The organism is Alterinioella nitratireducens (genome assembly GCF_013155465.1).
Classification (GTDB): domain Bacteria; phylum Pseudomonadota; class Alphaproteobacteria; order Rhodobacterales; family Rhodobacteraceae; genus Alterinioella; species Alterinioella nitratireducens.
Genome location: NZ_JABJVX010000001.1, coordinates 196,214 through 213,933, shown reverse-complemented (window position 1 = coordinate 213,933; position 17,720 = coordinate 196,214). Strand labels below are relative to the sequence as shown.

The following is a 17,720-nucleotide window of genomic DNA, read 5'->3' as shown; positions in this document are numbered from 1 at the left end:
CTCAGCCATCCTCCAGGTCCAGAAGCGCGCCCCATCCGGACACGAGCTCATCGCTTGCGATCACGCCGTAATCGGTCAGGGCTCCGTCCAGAAGCGCATCGACGCTATCAGGCGCATAAACCCCGACCATCAGCCCGGTCGCGGTGGCCGCAACCAGGCCGCCCGCACCGCGCCAGCCGCCGATCCCCGACAGCCACGCGCCCCACCCGCGCCGGGAAGCGGGGGCCGGGGCCTGCAAATCCTCCTGCACGGTGGCGGCATCGGCCAGCACCCGCGCGATCAGCGCATCCGAGGGGGCCTCGGCATCGCGGGCAGAGGCCAGCAGATCGTCAAGATCATCGCGTTTGTCACCCATAACCCAAGGCCTCCTTCTGCCCTGCCAGTGCCGCCGCGAGCGCACGTTTGCCGCGCGCGGTCAGGCTTTCAACGGCCTCGACGCTGATCTCCAGCACCTCGGCAATCTCGGGGTTCGAGACCCCTTCAATATGGCGCAGCACCACGGCCTGTCGCTGCCTCTCGGGCAGGCGGGCCAGTGCTGCATCAAGGGCCGCCATCCGGTCGGCCCGGATCAACCGGTCATCGGCGGCCAGCGCATCCTCATCCGCCGGCTCATCCGTGTCGTCCAGCCCCACGGCGCGGCCCGTGCGGCGCAGCCGGTCAATGGCCAGGTTCGCCGTCACCCGGTAGAGCCAGGTCGAGACCTTGGCCCCGCCCGCCTGCCAGTCGCCCGCCGCGCGCCAGAGCCGCAGCATCGCCTCCTGCGCGACATCCTCGGCATCCGTCCGATTGCCCAGGACCCGCGCCGCATGGTTCAGGACGCGCGGCAGAAGACGGGCGGTCAGGATCCGCGCGGCCCCGGCCTCGCCTTGTGCGAAGAGCAGCATCAGCGCGTCATCCTGCAGCTCGTCCAACTGGGCATCCAAGGGCTCCATTCTCCTGTTCTAAAGCACTTTGCGTTTGATTTGAATCGAAAGACGCTGCCTCTGCCTGCGGTCGAACGCGCCTTTCGATACTGTCTGGAGCAGATAGAACGCAAAGTGCTGTCGCCATCAGCGGCCCGGCTGCACGGGGCGGCGCGCGGGGGCCATGGCGCCGCCCCGTGCAAGGGGGGTTATCCGTTCGACCGGTGCCCCCAACCGCGTTGCTGGCCCTGCCCGTGACGGCGGCCCATGCCTTGCGCGACTTCCTCGAACTCGGCTTCGCTGACCACGCCATCCCCATCGGCGTCGATCCGCGAGAACATGCGTTCGGGATCGCCGCCGCGCGGGCGCATGTCGTCCAGCTCATTGGCGCTAAGCATCCCGTCCTCGTTGTCGTCGAACCGGGCCATCTGGCGGTCGATCATCTGGGCGGCGCGATCCGTGGCGCGGGCGATCAACTCATCCCGGCTGAGCGCGCCGTCGCCATCGGTATCGGCCTCGGCCATCCGCGTCTCATGCGCCGATTGCAGCTCCTCCAGGGTCAGGCTGCCATCGCCGTTCGCATCCAGGTCCGAGAAGGCGGGGCGGCCCTGCCCGCCGGGGCCCATGGCGTTGGCGGGCAGGGTGGCGGCAAATCCGACGGGGATCAGCAGGCCAAGCAACAGGGCGGTTTTCATCGACATTTCAGAACTCCTTATCTTGATTGTCTGAGGGTTCCACGGGCCTCGCAGGACATTCCGTCGCAAATCATGCAAAGTAATTTCGTTCCGGGGCCGCAATGCCCTATATCCCGAGGGGCACCCCGCCCCGACACGCAGGACCGCCGCCCATGCACCCCGCCTCGACCCCGATCGCCGCCGAGCGGCCCTTCTGGCCCGCCGTCCGGCGCGGCTGGCGCAAGCGTTGCCCAAACTGCGGCGAGGGGCGCATCCTGCGCAGCTACCTGAAACTGCACGCCACCTGTCCCCATTGCGGCGAGGATATCAGCCATGCCCGCGTCGATGACGGTCCGGCCTATGTCGCGATCCTTGTCACCGGCCATGTCATGCTGGCCGCGATGCTGCATGTCTATATCGCCTATCGCCCCGGCCCCTGGGTCATGGTGACCGTGTTCTCGCTTGGCTCGGTCCTGCTGGCGCTTTACATGTTGCCCCGGTTGAAAGGCGCGTTCGTGGGGGTGCAATGGGCCAAGAGGATGCACGGATTCTAGACAAGAGCGCCATTCGCAACGCCGCGACGATCATCATGCTGCGCGACGCGGGAACCCGCCCGCGCGTGCTGATGGGGCAGCGCGGCAAGGCGGCGGCCTTCATGCCGTCCAAGTTCGTCTTCCCCGGCGGCGCGGTCGATGCGGTCGATGCCCGGATCCCGCTGGCTTGCGCCCCGACGCCCGACTGCGCCACCCGGCTTGCCAATCAATCCGACCTGCCCGCCGCCGCCCTTCTGGCCGCCGCCACGCGCGAGCTGTGGGAGGAGACCGGGCTGCTTCTGGGCGCGCCTGATCCGCGTGCGGAAACCATCGCGGCCCCGCAGGGCTGGCGCGGGTATCTCGCCACCGGCCACCTGCCCGATGGCGACGCGCTCCGGTTCGTCTTTCGCGCGATCACGCCGCCGGGCCGCCCGCGCCGCTTCGATGCGCGGTTTTTCATGGCCGATGCGGAGCGGCTGGCAAATGACCCGGACGATTTCTCCAGCGCCGAGGATGAGTTGAGCCACCTGCAATGGGTGCCACTGGACGAGGCGCGCGGCTTTGACATGCCCTTCATCACCGAGGTCGTGCTGGCCGAGATCGGCGCGATCCTGAAAGGCGAGGCGCAACCCGGCGTGCCGTTCTTCAACAACACGGGCGAGATCAGCCGGTTCGAGCGGCTCTGAGCGATTTCGAAATCGCTCACGAGGCTTTTCGAAAAGCCTCGGCTTAGCGCAGGAACAGCGCCTCGCCCAACGCGATCCACAGCGGCATGGTCAGGAACGACACCAGCGTCTGCACCGTGATCATCGCCGCCATCAGCGGCGCATCGCCCCCCAGTTGACGCGCCAGCGTATAGGCCGCCACCCCCGTCGGCAGCGCGCCGTAGATCAGCGCCACCTGCGCCTGCATCGGCGTGAGACCCATCGCCAGCGCCAGCCCCGCCACCACCGCCGGGAACAGCAAGAGCTTGCCGATCCCCGAGGCCAGGATCGGACCCGCCTCCGCCGTCAGCCCGCGCAGTTTCAGGTTCGCGCCGACGCAAAGCAGCATGATCGGCAGCGCCGCCGCGCCCAGTATGGTGAGGCTTTCATGCAGCACCGGCAATTCGCCGAAACCCGCGATGTTCCACGCAAGCCCCGCCAGGATCGACAGGATCAGCGGGTTCGTCGCCAGCCCCTTCAGCGCCGAGACCACGGGCCGCGCGCCGTCTTGCGGCACCATGACGGCGAACAGGCTGACCACGCTCAGGTTCACCACCGGAACCAGAAGCGAGGCCGCCAGCACCGCGATCTGCAACCCTTGCGTCCCGTAAAGCGCCTCGGCCACGGCCAGCGCGATGAAGGTGTTGAAGCGGCCCGCCCCCTGCATGACAGAACTGCCCGCAGGGCCATCCATGCGCATCAATCGCCCCGACAGCACCCCGAAGGCCAGCGCCGTGAAGAACCCGGCATAAAGCACCGCCGCCATCCAGCCGAGGCCTCCTCCGCTCAGGTCGGCGGTGGAGACGCGGACGAAGAACAGCGCCGGCATCAGCAGGAAATAGACCAGCCGGTCGTTTAGGTTCCAGAATTCCGTCGACGGAATTCCGCCCCGCCGCAAGGCATAGCCAAGACAGATCAGCACGAAGACCGGCGCGATGGAGATCAGGATATTCACAGCAGCGTCCCCGCGATGATGATCCCCAGGCTGACGAGGATCAGGGCGATGCCCGCGATCTCCTTGCCCGACGATCTTTCCTTGAGCCAGAAGATCGAGAAGAGGAAGGTAAAGACCAGTTCCACCTGCCCCACCGCCTTGACCAGCGCCGCGGTTTGCAGCGTGAAGGCGATGAACCAGCCGAGCGAGCCCGCCATCGAGGTGAGCCCCACCAATGCCGAGACACGCCAGGACGCGACGACCTTGCCGATCTCCTCGCGCTCACGCAGGAACAGCCAGAGCCCGAGGATCAGCGTCTGCACCGCCGTCGCCGCCGACAGCGTGAAGCTTGCCCGCAGCATCACGTCGCCTGCCTCCAGCGCCAGCGATGCGCCGCGATAGCCCACGGCGGAGATACCGAAGAGGACGCCCGAGGCGAGGCCATAGCCCGAGGCCGCGTTGAAGATCCGGGCCCGCCAGCGCAGCGGCACCGCGCCCTTGGGTGGGTCCGACAGCAGCAGCACACCCACGAACCCCACGACGATGGCCACCAGGACGGGGGCTGAGACCGCCTCGCCCAGGATCAGCAGCCCGAACCCGGCGGTCAGGATCACCTCGGTTTTCTTCAGCGTGATGCCGACGGTGAAGTTGCGCCGCGCAAACAGCGCCACGACACAGGCGGTGGCCAGCATCTGTGCCAGCCCGCCGGTCACCACGAAACCCCAGAACCGCGCATTTGTGCCGGGCCAGCCCTGCCCGCTGGCCCCCGCATAGACCAGCACCAGAACCGCCACCAGCGGCGCCGAATAAAGGAACCGCGCCCATGTCGCGCCGCCCGTCGAGAGTGTCGTGACCTTCAGATGCCGCTGCAGCAGAAACCGCAGGTTCTGCATGAAGGCGGCAAAGATTGAGGCGACGATCCAGACGGGCATGGCGCTACATCGCGCCGAATGACGTGGGCGTCAATCCTGCGGGCGCAGCGGATGCGGCACGGTGTCCTTGGCGCGGATCAGATGGCGACGGAAGATCTCGGCGTAGCTGGCATAGCGATAGCCGCCATTGCGGGTCAGGTATTTCTCGCGATTGGCGAAATAGAGCCCCGGCAGGCGATACCACGGCATCTTGGGGTGCATGTGATGGACAATGTGGAAATTGTTGTTGAGGAAGAGGAAGGCCAGCGGCCCGCGATCCTCGACCACCACCGTGCGCCCGCGCACCAGTTCATGCGCCTGATGCTCCAGGAAGGTGCGGATCTTCAGCACGCCAAGCCCCAGATATGCCGCCAGCAGATAGGCCCAGATCGGCATGGGCGAGACCGCGACCAGCCCCAGGATCGCCCCGGTGACGACCCCCTGCCCGAGCCAGGCGCGCAACACCAGCCGGTCGCCGCGCAGGATTGCCCTCAGATCGCCCGCCATGAAGGTGATCTGGCCAAGCGCCGGCCCGATCACGATCCGCCCCAGCAGCGTGTTGTTGATCCGCAGCACCGCTTGCACCACACGCGGCAAGCGCCGCCAGACGCGCGGATCCTGGTAGTTGCTTTCGGGGTCGTCATAGGGATCGGTCAGGTTGCTGTCGAAGTGATGTGCCAGATGCGTGTCGCGAAACCGCGCATAGGGGATGACGAGGTTCAGAGACGGATAGACCAGCGCCTCGCCCAAGGCACGGCGCCCCGGAAAGGGATGGCCATGCAGCACCTCATGTTGCAGCGACGAATGCAGCGTGATCGCCAGGACCGCCCCCGCGATGGCCAGTGGCAGCCAGACGTCCGGCAACCAGAACAGCGCCAGCCCCCAGGCAAGGTATCCACAAGCAATCAATCCCAGAGTCGGCCATTCGACACGCATCGGCACCCGTTCCTTCAACAATTTCAATGATGCAGCGAGGCTGTCCCGGCCCCGTGCTGCCCTCTACCTAACAACCGGAACGGGTATCGGGCAGTCCGAATTTACTCTTCAATTCGCCAACTTTGGTGATAATATCAAACAATGTATGAAATTATCAGCAAATCGGACCGCGCCACCCTCTTCCGCACCCGCCTCGCCAGCGCGTTGCAGATGGCGGGGGTCAGCCGCGCCGGGCTGGCGCGCGCCACCGGGGTCGACCGTTCGACCGTGACGCAATTGCTGACCTCCGAGGATGCGCGGATGCCCGGCGGCCACCTCGTCGCGGGCTGTGCGCAGGCACTGGAGGTCTCGGCGGACTGGCTCCTCGGCCTCTCCGACAGGGCCGAACGCACCGGCAGCCTGCTGGCGACGACAATGGCCGATGCCGAGCGCGCCGGCACCGGCGACGACCGCATCTTCGACTGGCACCGCGAGGCGGCGGGCTACAAGATCCGCCACGTCCCCGCGACCCTGCCCGACATGCTCAAGACGCATGCGGTGATGGAATGGGAATATGGCGATGCGACCGGCAAGTCGGCGGGCCAGGCCATCGCCGCGGCCAGTGCGCGCTATGACTGGATGCGCAGCACCGATTGCGATTACGAAATCGCTTTGCCGCTGCACCGCCTGACCACCTTCGCCAGGGGATCGGGCTATTTCGAAGGGCTCGCGCCTGCCGCCCGCCGCGAACAGATCGACTGGCTGCACCAGGTCTATGACCAGCTCTACCCGACGCTGCGGCTGGTGCTCTATGATGCGCGCCGGATCTACTCCGCGCCGATCACCGTCTTCGGCCCCAAGATGGCGGCGATCTATCTCGGCCGCTACTACGTCGCCTTCCGCGACCGCGACCGGGTGCAGGCCGTGACCCGCAATTTCGACGGTCTGGTGCGCGGGGCCAGCTTGTCGGCCCGCGACATCCCCGATTTCCTGGCAACCTTGCGGGCCGAGATCCCCTGATCCCATCTTCTTGGACCAAATACTCACCGGCACGACACCTGCACCATGTGCACCATCCGATCCGTCTCGCCACCGCCAGCCCCGGGGGCCACGCGGCCCGTCGGCGGGCCGCATCCGCGCTCGGTCGACCGAGCGCTACCGCGCGCCGATCGCCGCGCCCGCGCCCTCGGGCTGACCGAATGCCTCATGCGCCGCGGCAATGCGCGCGATCAGATCGGCCATCTCCGGCGGCGGCGGCGCGGCGCGGCGGGTCTCCAGGCTCACATGCAAGAGCATCTGCTCGCCCGTCGCCACCAGATCGTCGCCGCAATAAAGCGAATGGAACAGGCGCAGCCGCTTGCCCGCCGCGTCCAGCACCTGCGTCACCGCCCGGATACGCGCGCCGATCCGAACCTCGCCCAGATGCCGGATGTGGTTTTCCACCGTGAACCAGCTGCCGCCCGAGGCGATATAGTCCGGCGTCACCCCGACCCATAGCAGGAACCGGTCGCAGGCTTCGGAAATCGCGGTCAGGTAGCGCGCCTCGTTCATGTGGTTGTTGTAATCGACCCAATCGGTCGGCACCAAACGGTCCAGCGTCTGCATCGGCACCATCAGGTCCGGGGCCTCGGGCGTGATCGTCGCCTCATGCGCAGCCAGCACCGCCCCCACGGCGGCGCGGCGTGCCTTGAGGCTGCGCATCATGCCGATCAGGTTGCCATCGCGCAAGGTCTCCAGCTCGGCGATGCTCAGATGCCCCGACTGCGCGTCGGATTGGTCGGCGATCCTGTCGATCAACTCCTCGGTCAGCTCCGGCACATCCATCAGCCTGGTCCAGGGCCATGTCAGCGTCGGGCCGAATTGCTCGATGAAATGCCGCATCCCCGCCGGGCCGCCCGCCACGCGGTAGGTCTCGAAGAGGCCCATCTGCCCCCACCTGAGGCCGAACCCCATGCGGATCGCGTCGTCGATCTCCTCGGTCGTGGCCACGCCATCCTTGACCAGCCACAGCGCCTCGCGCCAGACGGCTTCAAGAAACCGGTCGGCGATATGGGCGGGGATCTCGGCGCGCACGCGCAAGGGGAACATGCCGACGCTGCGCAGCACGTCTTCCGCCTTGTCCAGAAGGACCGGATCGGTCTTCCCAGAGCCGACAAGTTCCACCAGCGGCAACAGGTAGACCGGGTTGAACGGGTGCGTGACGACGATCTGCCCGGGCCGCGTGGCGCAGCCCTGCAATTCGGACGGGGTGAAGCCCGAGGTGGAGGAGCCGATTACCGCGTTCGCGTCGCAGACCGCCTGCACCTGGCTGTAGAGCTTGCGCTTCAACTCCAGCCGTTCCGGCACGCTTTCCTGGATCCATTCCGCCCCCGCCACGGCCTCGCTGATCGTGGGATGGAAGCTCAACCGCCCCTCCCCGGGCAGCGCCACGTCATAGAGCGCGGGCAGCGCCGCGCGGGCGCGCTCCAACATGGCGCTAAGCGACTCTTGCGCCGTGGGCGCCGGGTCAAACACCCGCACATCCCACCCCATGAGAAGGAACCGCGCCGCCCATCCGCCGCCGATGACGCCACCGCCCAAGATTGCCGCAACCCGTGCCATCCTAATCTCCAATCGTTTCCGTATGCCCGTCCACGGCCATCGCCTGGCCTGACACCCTGCGCCCCATGTCGGAGGCCAGGCACAGCGCCATATCGGCGATGTCATCGGCCTCCACCCAGGTCTTCATCGACACGCCCTTGACGTAGAGCTGCCGGATCTCGTCCTCGCCGACACCGCGCGCCCTGGCCTCGTTGGCGACCACCCGGTCCATGCGGGGCCCGCTGACCGCACCGGGGCAGAGCGCATTGACCCTTACGCCGGAGGGGCCCAGTTCCATCGCCAGCGTCTTCATCAGCCCGATGATACCCCATTTCGCCACTGCGTAAGGCGCGCGGTAGGGATAACCGAAGAGACCGGCGGTCGATGAGGTCAGCAGAAGCAGCCCCGCCCCCTGCGCCTTCAGAACCGGGGCCGCGCGGCGGCAGGTCAGGAAGGCCCCGTCGAGATTGACGGCAAGCGTGTCTTTCCACCCGCCAAGCGTCAGATCCTCGATCGCGCCCGCAGGCCCGCCGATCCCGGCATTCGCGGCCACCACGTCGAGCCCGCCAAACGCGGCCAGCACCTCGTCGAAGAACGCATCGACCGCGCCCTCCTCCGTCACATCGGCGACGCGGGCCAGGATGCCGGGGTTGGCGGCCTGCATATCCGCCACGGCGCCCGCGTCCACATCGCAGACCGCGACCCGCGCACCTTCCGCCTGGAACCGCTCGGCCATCACCCGGCCGATCCCCGCCGCGCCCGCCGTGATCAATACACGGGCGCCGGACAGCCCCTTCATCCGACCGGATCCCGCTTCACCAGGCCAAGCCGCTTGCGCACCTGGTCCGGGCCGACGACCCGCGCGCCCATGCGCTCGACGATGCCGCGCGCGCGGTCCACCAGTTGTTCATTCGTCGCCAACACGCCCTTTTCCAGCCACAGGTTATCCTCCAGCCCGACGCGCACATGGCCGCCCGCCAGAACCGAGGCCGCGACCATGTTCATCTGGTTGCGTCCCAGTGCGAAGGCCGAGAAGGTCCAGTCATCCGGCACATTGTTGACCATCGCCATCAGCGTATTGAGGTCATCGGGTGCCCCCCAGGGCACGCCCATGCAAAGCTGCACCAGCGCGGGGGCGTCCAGCACGCCCTCCTCGACCAGTTGCTTGGCGAACCACAGGTGGCCGGTGTCGAAGGCCTCGATCTCGGGGCGCACGCCCGCCTCGGTGATCATCTTGCCCATGGCGCGCAGCATGCCGGGCGTGTTGACCATGACGTAATCGGCCTCGGCGAAATTCATCGTGCCGCAATCGAGCGTGCAGATCTCGGGGCGGCATTCGAGGACATGCGCGAGGCGTTCCGACGCCCCCACCATATCGGTGCCGTCACCCGTGGGCAGCGGCTGCTCCACGCCGCCAAGCACCAGGTCGCCGCCCATGCCCGCCGTCAGGTTCAAGACCATGTCGATATCGGCGGCGCGGATGCGGTCTGTGACCTCGCGGTAGAGCTTCGGGTCGCGGCTCGGCACGCCGGTTTCGGGGTCGCGCACATGGCAATGGACGATGGCGGCCCCGGCGCGCGCGGCGGCGATGGCGCTATTCGCGATCTCCTCGGGGCTGCGCGGCACATGCGGAGACCGGTCCTGGGTGCCGCCCGATCCGGTGATGGCGCAGGTGATGAATACGTCGCGCGTGGGGGTCATGGGCATGGGCGGTCTCCTTCGTGATGAGTCGCGCCCATCAAAGGCCAGATTGCAGCCCTTCGCCTTGCGATATACGAAACGGACATGACCGATTCCGCAAGCCTTGAGAAAAAGCCCTTCCGCATCGGGTTGCTGCTCCTGCCCGACAGCAACCTGATGTCGCTGGCCGCCGCGTTGGACCCGTTCCGGGCCGCGAACCGGCGGGCGGGCAAGGCCCTCTATGACTGGCAGGTGCTCAGCCCGCAAGGGGGGGACGTGACGCTGACCACCGGTATCACGCTGCAATCCGACCCGCTGCCGCTGCATGCCGATATGGACCTGCTGATCCTGGTCGCGGGCTTCCGCCTGGACGCCCATGCCACCCCTGCCCTGCGCGCCTGGCTGCGGCAGTTGCGCGCGCGCGGCATCACCTATTGCGGTGTCGATGGCGGGCCCTGGGTGCTGGCGCGGGCGGGGCTGCTCAATGGCCGCCACGCGACCACGCATTGGGAAGACCTGGAGGCGTTCGCCGCCGCCTTTCCAGACCTCACCCCGAGCCGCGACCGCTTTGTCATCGACGGCCCCGCGCTGACCACGGGCGGGGCCGCGCCCTGCCTCGACCTGATGCTGCACCTGATCCGCAAGCATCACGGGGCGGAGCTTGCCGGTCAGGTCGCCAACGCGCTGCTTTATGACCCCGAGGACCGGCCGAGCCCGCAGCGCCTGGTTTCTCAGGCGCGTCTTGCCAGCCTCGCGCCCCCCGTGGCCCGCGCCATCGCGCTGATGGAGGCCGAGATGGAGGAACCGCCCAGCATCGCCGCCATCGCCCGCGCACAAGGGCTGTCGGCGCGGCGGCTGGAGATGCTGTTCCGCCAGCATCTGGACACCGCCCCCGGCACGTTCTTCCTGCGGCTGCGCCTCAGCGAGGCGCGCAGGCTGGCGCTGGATACCGGGCTATCCGTGCAAGAGATCGCGCTGCGCACGGGGTTTTCCGGCCCCTCGACACTGGCCCGCGCCTTTCGGCGGGCGCATGGGCAGTCGATCTCGGCCCTGCGGGCAGAGCGTCAGTAGGGCATGGGATGGGCGCGGTGCGCGGCGGCGATGTCGTCCAGCACCTCCTGGCTGAGGCTCAGGTCGACCGAGGGCAGGATGCGGTCAAGTTGCGCCTCGGTTGTCGCGCCGAAGATGGTCGAGACCGGGAAAGGCCGGGTCTGGATCCAGGCCAGCGACATGGCCACAGGGTCAAGCCCGTGCGTCTCGGCAATCCCCAGATAGGCGTCGATCGCGGGCCCCACCCGGTCGGACCAGCGCCCGCCAAGCTCCGGCACCAGCGACCGGCGCGAGCCCTCGGGCACGTCGCCGCCCTGGTATTTCCCGGTCAGCATCCCGCAGGCCAGCGGCGAGAAGGCCAGAAGCGTCACGCGCTCGTTCACCGCCATTTCCGCCATGTCGGTGTCATAGGCGCGGCAGAGCAGCGAGTATTCGTTCTGCACAGTTTGCACGCGCGGCAGGTTGCGATCCTCGGAGAGCCGCAGCCATTGCGCGGTGCCCCAGGTGGATTCGTTCGACAGCGCGAAATGGCGCAGCTTGCCCTCTTGCACCAGCTTGCCCGCTTCCTCCAGCACCTCGGCCATGTGATCGAGCGTCTGCGCCTTGTCCTGCGTGGACGGGTCATAGCTCCAGTTCTGACGGAAATGGTATGAGCCGCGGTTGGGCCAGTGCAACTGGTAGATGTCGATGTGATCGGTCTGGCAGCGTTTCAGAGAGCCCTCGAAGGCGGCGCGGAAGGTTCTGGCGCTGATCGGCTCACCGGGGCGCATGAAGCGTTCGTTATAGCCGGATATCTTGGTGGCGAGCTGATAGGCCCCGCGCCGCGAGGGGTTGGCCGCGTTCCATTGGCCGATGATCTCCTCGCTGCGGCCGCAGGTCTCGGGCCTGACCGGGTTGACCGGGTACATCTCGGCGCTGTCGATGATGGTGATCCCGGCCTCAAGGCAGCGGTCGATCTGGCGGAACGCATCCTCTGCCGGGGTCTGGGTGCCCCAGGTCATGGTGCCGAGGCACAGTTCCGAAACGGTTTCATTGGTCGATCCAAGGGCAACGCGGCGCATGTCTTTTCCTTATCCGGGCAGGTGCGCCACACCCTAGGGCGGTTCGCGGCAGGTGCAAGCAGATGGGCCCCGGCACCGATTGCCCCGTGAAAGGGCCCGTCTTCCATTGTGCCCCGACCCGAATCCGACGCAGTATCCGTCGCAATCGCACAAGCCCCGCCCGCCCGGCCCGGTCAGCTTGGTGCGAAAGCCCCCTCTCGCACGGACCCCGATGCGCCTTCTCGTTTCCTTCGCCGCCCTGTTCCTGTCGATCTTCCTTCTCCAGATCTCGACCGGCGGGGTCGGCCCGCTGGATGTTCTCTCCGGCGCGCAGCTTGGGTTTTCCAACAGCCAGATCGGCCTGCTCGGCTCGGCCCATTTCCTCGGCTTCTTCATCGGCTGCTGGTTCGCGCCGCGCCTGATGGGCACGGTCGGCCACAGCCGCGCCTTCGCCGCCTTCACGGCTGCGGGGGCCATTGGCCTCTTGGCGCATATGCTGATCGTGGATGCCACGGCCTGGGCCTTGATGCGGGTCGCCTCGGGGCTGTCGGTGGCGGGCTGCTACACCGTGGCCGAGGCCTGGTTGCAGGCCAAGGTCACGAACGAGACGCGCGGGCGGATGATGGGCAGCTACCGGATGGTGGACATGATCGGATCGCTGGTCGCGCAGCTTTTCATCGGCATCCTGGAGCCCGCCCATTACGTTTCCTACAATCTGCTCGCGATCCTGAGCTGCGCCGCGCTGCTGCCGCTGACGCTGACCAAGACGACCGAGCCCGAGACGCCCTCGGCGCCGCGCCTGCGCCCCGGTCTGGCCTGGAGGCGGTCGCCCTTGGCGGTTGCGGGCGTGATGGTGGCCGCTGTCTCCTCGGCGTCCTTCCGCATGGTCGGGCCGCTCTACGGGGCCGAGGTTGGCCTGCGCCCCGAACAGATCGCGTTCTTCCTGGCCGCCTTCGTCCTTGGCGGCGCGCTGGCGCAGGTCCCGGTGGGCTGGCTGGCGGATCGCTATGACCGCCGATGGATACTGATCTGGCTGTCGCTGGCTGCCCTGCCCGCCTGTATCGTGACCATCACGACATCGGATATGGGCACCACGGCGGTGATGCTGGCGGCCTTCACCTTCGGGCTGGTGACGATGCCGATCTATTCGGTCTCGGCGGCCCATGCGCATGACTGGGCCGAGGATCACGAGCGGGTGGAGCTTTCTGCCGCGCTGATGTTCTTCTTCGCGCTCGGGGCGATTGTCGCGCCGCTTCTGACCTCGAACCTGATCACCCTCTTTGGGCCCGGCGCGCTTTTCGTCTTCATCTCGGTCGCGCATCTTGTGCTGGTTGTGTTCGGGCTGATCCGGATGCGCCGCCGGGGCACCTCGGGAACCCGCACGCGCTATGTCTGGATCCCGCGCACCAGCTTCAGTGTCGGGCGCATTTTCCGCATGAAATGAGGCGGTTTGCCTGTTCCTGTCAGGCGTTACGCAAAGCCGGATTTTGTTCCATCACTTCGGAAAAATATTCTTGCGACCCTGCCGGGAACGCATCGCCCATTCGTTGAGTTGTCCAAGCATCAGCGAGCTTGATGAGTAACGAAAGGACAAGACATGAAACGCTTCTTGCTTACGACCGCGACCGCCCTTGTCATGGGCACCAGCGCCTATGGCGCAGCCCATACCGGCGCGTTCTCGGACCTGACTTTTGATGCCGAACGCAACCTCAACGCCTCCGAACTTATCGGGATGCGCGTCTATGCCACCGAGGAGTCGATTGAAGACGGCATGAGCGTCGCCGAGGGCGGCGAGACCGAATGGGACGATATCGGCGAAATCAACGAGATTGTGCTGACCCGCGACGGCGACGTCGAGGCCGTGATCATCGGCGTCGGCGGTTTCCTGGGCATGGGCGAGCGTGACGCCGCCGTCTCCATGGACCAGATCCGCTTTGTCGCGGAAGACGGCGAAGGCGACGACTTCTTCCTCGTGGTGAACGCCAGCGCCGCGGGTGTCCAGGATTCGCCGGAATACGAATTTGCCGGCGACGCGCTTGATATGGCCGAAGAAGACCAGTCCGACGACACCGACATGGCCGAGTCGGACGAGGAAGCGATGCCCGACGCCACGGAAGAAGAGACCGTGCCGATGACCGAGAACCGTCCGATGCTGACGCGGCCCATGGCCGAGCGCGAGGGCTTTACCGAAGCGCCGCGCGACGAGTTGACGGCGGAAGACTTGACCGGCACCAGCGTCTACGGGTCCGACGACGAAGATGTCGGCGAGATCCATTCGCTGATCGTTTCGGAGGATGGCCAGATCGAACGCGCCGTGCTGGATATCGGCGGCTTCCTGGGCCTGGGCGAGCACCGCATCGCCGTGACCCTGGACGAGTTGCAGATCGTGCGCTCGGACGAGGACGGCACCCTGCGCGTCTATATCGACTCGACGCAGGAGGCGCTTGAACAGCAGCCCGAATACGAAGGCTAAGCTCTTCCCATACTGAAGCACCCGAGGGGGGCCGGTGGCGACACCGGCCCCCTTCTTGCCGCCTGCCCGCGCCCCCTAGTCCTTGCCCTGCCGATCCGCTACGAGGGGGGCGGCGCAACAAGAAGACGGGCACCCGCACAAGATGGCACGTATCCTCATCACCTCGGCGATCCCCTACATCAACGGGATCAAGCATCTGGGCAACCTGGTCGGCAGCCAACTGCCCGCCGACCTTTTCGCACGCTACATGCGCCAGCGCGGCCACGAAGTGCTGTTTCTCTGCGCCACCGATGAACACGGCACCCCCGCCGAACTTGCCGCCGCCAAGGCCGGGAAACCGGTCGCGGAATATTGCGCCGAGATGTGGCAGGTGCAGAAGGATCTGTCCGACGGGTTCCGGCTGAGCTTCGACCATTTCGGCCGCTCCTCCAGCCCGCAGAACCACAAGCTGACGCAGCATTTCGCGGGGCGCCTGGCCGAGGCCGGGCTGATCCGCGAGGTGAGCGAGGAACAGGTCTATTCCCATGCCGACAAACGCTTCCTGCCGGATCGCTATATCGAGGGCACCTGCCCGAATTGCGGCTATGACCGCGCGCGCGGCGATCAATGCGAGAACTGCACCAAGCAGTTGGACCCCACCGACCTGATCGACCCGCGCAGCGCGATCTCGGGCTCCACCGACCTGGAAGTGCGCGAGACCAAGCACCTCTACCTGCGCCAGTCCGAAATGCGCGGGCAATTGAACGACTGGATCGACAGCAAGACCGACTGGCCGATCCTGACCACCTCGATCGCCAGGAAATGGCTCAACGATGGCGACGGGCTGCGCGACCGGGGTATCACCCGCGACCTCGACTGGGGCATTCCCGTCAAGAAGGGCGAGGCGGAGTGGCCGGGGATGGAGGGCAAGGTCTTCTATGTCTGGTTCGACGCCCCCATCGAATATATCGCCTGCGCCGCCGAATGGGTCGATGCGGGCAAAGGCGACGACTGGGAACGCTGGTGGCGCGAGGACAAGGGCGCCGAGGATGTCCGTTACGTCCAGTTCATGGGCAAGGACAACGTGCCCTTCCACACGCTGAGCTTTCCCGCCACGATCATGGGCTCGGGCGAGCCCTGGAAGCTGGTCGATTACATCAAGTCGTTCAATTACCTCAATTATGACGGGGGCCAGTTCTCGACCTCCCAGGGCCGCGGCGTCTTCATGGACCAGGCGCTGGAGATCCTGCCCGCCGATTACTGGCGCTGGTGGCTCTTGTCCCATGCGCCCGAGAGCAGCGACAGCGAGTTCACCTGGGAAAACTTCCAGGCCAGCGTGAACAAGGATCTGGCCGATGTGCTTGGCAATTTCGTCAGCCGCGTGACCAAGTTCTGCCGCTCCAAGTTCGGCGAGGTGGTGCCCGAGGGCGGCGAATACGGCGATGCCGAGGTCGCGCTGGTGGCCGAGTTGCAGGGCCGCGTCGATGCCTACCAGGCCCATATGGAGGCGATGGAGGTCCGCAAATCCGCCGCCGAGCTGCGCGCGATCTGGGTGGCGGGCAACGAATACCTGCAAGCCGCCGCCCCCTGGGCCGCCTACAAGGAGGATCCCGACCGCGCGGCGGCCATCGTGCGGCTGTCGCTGAACCTGATCCGGCTTTATGCGGTGTTGTCCGAGCCTTTCATCCCGGACGCGTCGGCGGCGATGCTGGAGGCGATGGGGGCGGCAGGCGCGGACTGGCCCGACACGGTCGGCGAGGCGCTGGCGGCGCTGCCTGCGGGACACGGCTTCACGGTGCCCGACGTGCTCTTCGCCAAGATCACCGACGAGGCGCGCGAGGGCTGGCAGGAAAAATTCGCGGGCCAGCGCGGCTGACGGGCTTTGCCCTTGTTCAGCGCGGGCTGCGCGGGGTAGCGTCGGGGCGCTTGCGGGCGTGATGGAATGGTAGACATATCAGACTTAAAATCTGAAGGGGGTTGCCCCCGTGCGGGTTCGAGTCCCGCCGCCCGCACCACGTCTTGCCTCACGGCGCGCGGCGCCTCCGAGGGGGCGGCCTGACCGACCGAGGCGCCGTCGCGCCTTTGGCTGCGCCGGAAACGGAGGGGCCTGGCACGGGCGCTCGGTCGACCGAGCGCATCCGCGGCCCGTCGACGGGCCGCCCTCAACCCCGCAATCGTTGCAAGAACACGACAGCATCCCTCACCTTTTCGTGCTGACGCGCCGCCGCCGCTGCTTTGCGATTGCAGCCGCCCCGATCTGGCCTTATGTGCCGTGATCCTCGGGCGTCGGACAGCCCCCGTTGGCCATCGTGGCCAAATGCGGCTAGTCTGCGCCTCGATTTTCTGACCACTCGCGGAGACCTCCCGAAATGACGCCATTCGCAGTTGCCGGTGTGCAGATGTATGTCAATGCATTGCAACCCAATGTCGACGGCATGATCCATCGCCTCGACGTCCTCATGGCGCGCTTTCCCTGGACGCAGATGGTGCTGTTCAGCGAACTGGCCCCGTTCGGCCCCCTGACGCGGACGGCCCTGCCCCTGCACAACGATGCCATCGACCGCTTCCGCGAGGCCGCGATCAAGCACAATATCTGGCTCATCCCCGGCTCGATGTTCGAGCGCACCGACGAAGGGCTTGTCTACAACACCTCGACCGTGCTGAACCCGCAGGGCGAGACCGTCGCCACCTACCGCAAGATGTTTCCTTTCCGCCCCTACGAGGCGGGCGTCGAGGCGGGCACCGGGTTCTGCGTCTTCGATGTTACGGATGTGGGCCGGTTCGGCCTGTCGATCTGCTATGACATCTGGTTCCCCGAAACCACGCGGCAACTGACCAGCCAGGGCGTCGAGGTTCTGCTGCACCCGGTCCTGACCGGCACCACCGACCGCGACGCGGAGCTGGCCATCGCGCGCGCCACGGCGGCGCAGTTCCAGTGCTACGTGGTCGATGTGAACGGGTTGGGCGCGGGCGGCGTCGGGCGCTCCTGCGTCATCGACCCGTCGGCCACGGTGCTGCACCAGTCCGCAGGCCAGGAGGACATGTTCCCGCTGGAGCTGGACCTCAACCAGGTGCGCCGTCAGCGCGAAACCGGCATGAAGGGCCTGGGCCAGGTTCTGAAAAGCTTCCGCGACCGCTCGACCGATTTCCCGGTCTATGACCGCAGCAGCGGAACCGACGCCTACCTGCACCGGTTGGGACCGCTGGAAACCCCCCGCCAGGGCTCGCGCGCGGGCATCTTGCTGGATGAGGGCGGCACCTCGGCCAAGCCGATTGAGCCCTATGCGCGGCGCAGTCATCCCAACGACCATCAGGAACTGTTCGATCCCGTCAAACAGGGCTAGC

Annotated in this window: 18 protein-coding genes and 1 tRNA gene; 9 read left to right on the top strand and 10 right to left on the bottom strand. The window is 66.8% G+C overall.

Annotation, left to right across the window (positions count from 1 at the left end; all coding sequences use genetic code 11):
* Window position 1: 1 nt before the first annotated feature.
* The 3 genes from HNS34_RS00980 to HNS34_RS00970 form a co-directional block, all read right to left on the bottom strand.
* Window positions 2–355 carry a hypothetical protein gene (locus HNS34_RS00980; RefSeq protein ID WP_172317102.1) on the bottom strand — a complete coding sequence of 118 codons (354 nt, stop codon included), beginning with the start codon at window positions 353–355 and terminating at the stop codon, window positions 2–4.
* Window positions 348–932 carry an RNA polymerase sigma factor gene (locus HNS34_RS00975; RefSeq protein WP_172317100.1) on the bottom strand — a complete coding sequence of 195 codons (585 nt, stop codon included), beginning with the start codon at window positions 930–932 and terminating at the stop codon, window positions 348–350. The genes HNS34_RS00980 and HNS34_RS00975 overlap by 8 nt, the downstream gene beginning before the upstream one ends.
* 179 nt (window positions 933–1,111) lie before the next feature.
* A complete protein-coding gene (locus HNS34_RS00970; RefSeq protein WP_172317098.1) occupies window positions 1,112–1,603 on the bottom strand; it encodes an EF-hand domain-containing protein in 492 nt (163 codons plus the stop codon).
* Between the two features lie 146 nt (window positions 1,604–1,749).
* On the opposite strand from HNS34_RS00970, the gene HNS34_RS00965 reads away from it, so the two are divergent.
* Window positions 1,750–2,130: a DUF983 domain-containing protein gene (locus HNS34_RS00965; protein WP_172317096.1), complete on the top strand. Its 381-nt coding sequence runs from the start codon at window positions 1,750–1,752 to the stop codon at window positions 2,128–2,130.
* On the top strand, window positions 2,103–2,795 hold the full coding sequence (locus HNS34_RS00960) for an NUDIX hydrolase (protein WP_172317094.1): 693 nt from the start codon (window positions 2,103–2,105) through the stop codon (window positions 2,793–2,795). Before HNS34_RS00965 ends, HNS34_RS00960 begins: the two co-directional genes overlap by 28 nt.
* Window positions 2,796–2,838: 43 nt before the next feature.
* Here HNS34_RS00960 and HNS34_RS00955 read toward each other — a convergent pair whose 3' ends face one another.
* Genes HNS34_RS00955 through HNS34_RS00945 form a run of 3 tightly spaced genes read right to left on the bottom strand, consistent with a single transcriptional unit; the run spans window position 2,839 to window position 5,594 of the window.
* Window positions 2,839–3,768, bottom strand: a complete 930-nt coding sequence (locus tag HNS34_RS00955) for an AEC family transporter (protein ID WP_172317092.1) — start codon at window positions 3,766–3,768, stop codon at window positions 2,839–2,841.
* Complete coding sequence (locus tag HNS34_RS00950; RefSeq protein ID WP_172317090.1) at window positions 3,765–4,679, bottom strand: DMT family transporter; 915 nt, start codon at window positions 4,677–4,679, stop codon at window positions 3,765–3,767. Before HNS34_RS00950 ends, HNS34_RS00955 begins: the two co-directional genes overlap by 4 nt.
* 30 nt (window positions 4,680–4,709) lie before the next feature.
* Window positions 4,710–5,594 (bottom strand): fatty acid desaturase, encoded by an 885-nt coding sequence (locus tag HNS34_RS00945; protein WP_172317088.1) that lies wholly within the window; start codon window positions 5,592–5,594, stop codon window positions 4,710–4,712.
* A gap of 141 nt (window positions 5,595–5,735) precedes the next feature.
* Here HNS34_RS00945 and HNS34_RS00940 point away from each other — a divergent pair, with 141 nt between their 5' ends.
* Window positions 5,736–6,593, top strand: coding sequence for a helix-turn-helix domain-containing protein (locus HNS34_RS00940; protein WP_172317086.1), 858 nt, complete (start codon window positions 5,736–5,738; stop codon window positions 6,591–6,593).
* 135 nt (window positions 6,594–6,728) lie between these two features.
* Here the strand turns inward: HNS34_RS00940 and HNS34_RS00935 are convergent, their stop codons facing one another.
* Genes HNS34_RS00935 through HNS34_RS00925 form a run of 3 tightly spaced genes read right to left on the bottom strand, consistent with a single transcriptional unit; the run spans window position 6,729 to window position 9,860 of the window.
* Window positions 6,729–8,174 (bottom strand): carnitine 3-dehydrogenase, encoded by a 1,446-nt coding sequence (locus HNS34_RS00935; RefSeq protein WP_172317084.1) that lies wholly within the window; start codon window positions 8,172–8,174, stop codon window positions 6,729–6,731.
* A gap of 1 nt (window position 8,175) precedes the next feature.
* The gene (locus tag HNS34_RS00930; RefSeq protein ID WP_172317082.1) at window positions 8,176–8,952 is read right to left on the bottom strand and encodes an SDR family oxidoreductase; all 777 of its coding nucleotides are present in this window, start codon (window positions 8,950–8,952) and stop codon (window positions 8,176–8,178) included.
* Window positions 8,949–9,860 carry a beta-keto acid cleavage family enzyme gene (locus HNS34_RS00925; RefSeq protein WP_172317080.1) on the bottom strand — a complete coding sequence of 304 codons (912 nt, stop codon included), beginning with the start codon at window positions 9,858–9,860 and terminating at the stop codon, window positions 8,949–8,951. The genes HNS34_RS00930 and HNS34_RS00925 overlap by 4 nt, the downstream gene beginning before the upstream one ends.
* Window positions 9,861–9,938: 78 nt before the next feature.
* Here HNS34_RS00925 and HNS34_RS00920 point away from each other — a divergent pair, with 78 nt between their 5' ends.
* Window positions 9,939–10,904 carry a GlxA family transcriptional regulator gene (locus HNS34_RS00920; protein ID WP_172317078.1) on the top strand — a complete coding sequence of 322 codons (966 nt, stop codon included), beginning with the start codon at window positions 9,939–9,941 and terminating at the stop codon, window positions 10,902–10,904.
* Here HNS34_RS00920 and HNS34_RS00915 read toward each other — a convergent pair.
* Entirely contained in the window at window positions 10,898–11,944 is a 1,047-nt protein-coding gene (locus HNS34_RS00915; RefSeq protein WP_172317076.1) for an aldo/keto reductase, read from the bottom strand. The two genes, HNS34_RS00920 and HNS34_RS00915, sit on opposite strands and share 7 nt — an antisense overlap.
* Window positions 11,945–12,155: 211 nt before the next feature.
* Here HNS34_RS00915 and HNS34_RS00910 point away from each other — a divergent pair, with 211 nt between their 5' ends.
* From HNS34_RS00910 to HNS34_RS00890, 5 genes are all read left to right on the top strand, one after another.
* Window positions 12,156–13,367 carry an MFS transporter gene (locus tag HNS34_RS00910; protein WP_172317074.1) on the top strand — a complete coding sequence of 404 codons (1,212 nt, stop codon included), beginning with the start codon at window positions 12,156–12,158 and terminating at the stop codon, window positions 13,365–13,367.
* Window positions 13,368–13,520: 153 nt separating this feature from the next.
* Window positions 13,521–14,396, top strand: a complete 876-nt coding sequence (locus tag HNS34_RS00905; RefSeq protein WP_172317072.1) for a PRC-barrel domain-containing protein — start codon at window positions 13,521–13,523, stop codon at window positions 14,394–14,396.
* A gap of 142 nt (window positions 14,397–14,538) precedes the next feature.
* The gene (gene metG, locus HNS34_RS00900) at window positions 14,539–16,251 is read left to right on the top strand and encodes a methionine--tRNA ligase (RefSeq protein WP_172317070.1); all 1,713 of its coding nucleotides are present in this window, start codon (window positions 14,539–14,541) and stop codon (window positions 16,249–16,251) included.
* 52 nt (window positions 16,252–16,303) lie between these two features.
* Window positions 16,304–16,390 (top strand) — tRNA-Leu (locus HNS34_RS00895).
* 354 nt (window positions 16,391–16,744) lie between these two features.
* Window positions 16,745–17,719: a carbon-nitrogen hydrolase family protein gene (locus HNS34_RS00890; protein WP_172317068.1), complete on the top strand. Its 975-nt coding sequence runs from the start codon at window positions 16,745–16,747 to the stop codon at window positions 17,717–17,719.
* Window position 17,720: the final 1 nt, after the last annotated feature.

Excerpts from the sequence above, each read along its gene's own strand:
- HNS34_RS00980 (WP_172317102.1), bottom strand. The coding sequence starts at position 355 with ATGGGTGACAAACGCGATGATCTTGACGATCTGCTGGCCTCTGCCCGC.
- HNS34_RS00975 (WP_172317100.1), bottom strand. The coding sequence starts at position 932 with ATGGAGCCCTTGGATGCCCAGTTGGACGAGCTGCAGGATGACGCGCTG.
- HNS34_RS00970 (WP_172317098.1), bottom strand. The coding sequence starts at position 1,603 with ATGTCGATGAAAACCGCCCTGTTGCTTGGCCTGCTGATCCCCGTCGGA.
- HNS34_RS00965 (WP_172317096.1), top strand. The coding sequence starts at position 1,750 with ATGCACCCCGCCTCGACCCCGATCGCCGCCGAGCGGCCCTTCTGGCCC.
- HNS34_RS00960 (WP_172317094.1), top strand. The coding sequence starts at position 2,103 with ATGGGCCAAGAGGATGCACGGATTCTAGACAAGAGCGCCATTCGCAAC.
- HNS34_RS00950 (WP_172317090.1), bottom strand. The coding sequence starts at position 4,679 with ATGCCCGTCTGGATCGTCGCCTCAATCTTTGCCGCCTTCATGCAGAAC.
- HNS34_RS00945 (WP_172317088.1), bottom strand. The coding sequence starts at position 5,594 with ATGCGTGTCGAATGGCCGACTCTGGGATTGATTGCTTGTGGATACCTT.
- HNS34_RS00940 (WP_172317086.1), top strand. The coding sequence starts at position 5,736 with ATGTATGAAATTATCAGCAAATCGGACCGCGCCACCCTCTTCCGCACC.
- HNS34_RS00935 (WP_172317084.1), bottom strand. The coding sequence starts at position 8,174 with ATGGCACGGGTTGCGGCAATCTTGGGCGGTGGCGTCATCGGCGGCGGA.
- HNS34_RS00930 (WP_172317082.1), bottom strand. The coding sequence starts at position 8,952 with ATGAAGGGGCTGTCCGGCGCCCGTGTATTGATCACGGCGGGCGCGGCG.
- HNS34_RS00925 (WP_172317080.1), bottom strand. The coding sequence starts at position 9,860 with ATGCCCATGACCCCCACGCGCGACGTATTCATCACCTGCGCCATCACC.
- HNS34_RS00920 (WP_172317078.1), top strand. The coding sequence starts at position 9,939 with ATGACCGATTCCGCAAGCCTTGAGAAAAAGCCCTTCCGCATCGGGTTG.
- HNS34_RS00915 (WP_172317076.1), bottom strand. The coding sequence starts at position 11,944 with ATGCGCCGCGTTGCCCTTGGATCGACCAATGAAACCGTTTCGGAACTG.
- HNS34_RS00910 (WP_172317074.1), top strand. The coding sequence starts at position 12,156 with ATGCGCCTTCTCGTTTCCTTCGCCGCCCTGTTCCTGTCGATCTTCCTT.
- HNS34_RS00905 (WP_172317072.1), top strand. The coding sequence starts at position 13,521 with ATGAAACGCTTCTTGCTTACGACCGCGACCGCCCTTGTCATGGGCACC.
- metG (WP_172317070.1), top strand. The coding sequence starts at position 14,539 with ATGGCACGTATCCTCATCACCTCGGCGATCCCCTACATCAACGGGATC.
- HNS34_RS00890 (WP_172317068.1), top strand. The coding sequence starts at position 16,745 with ATGACGCCATTCGCAGTTGCCGGTGTGCAGATGTATGTCAATGCATTG.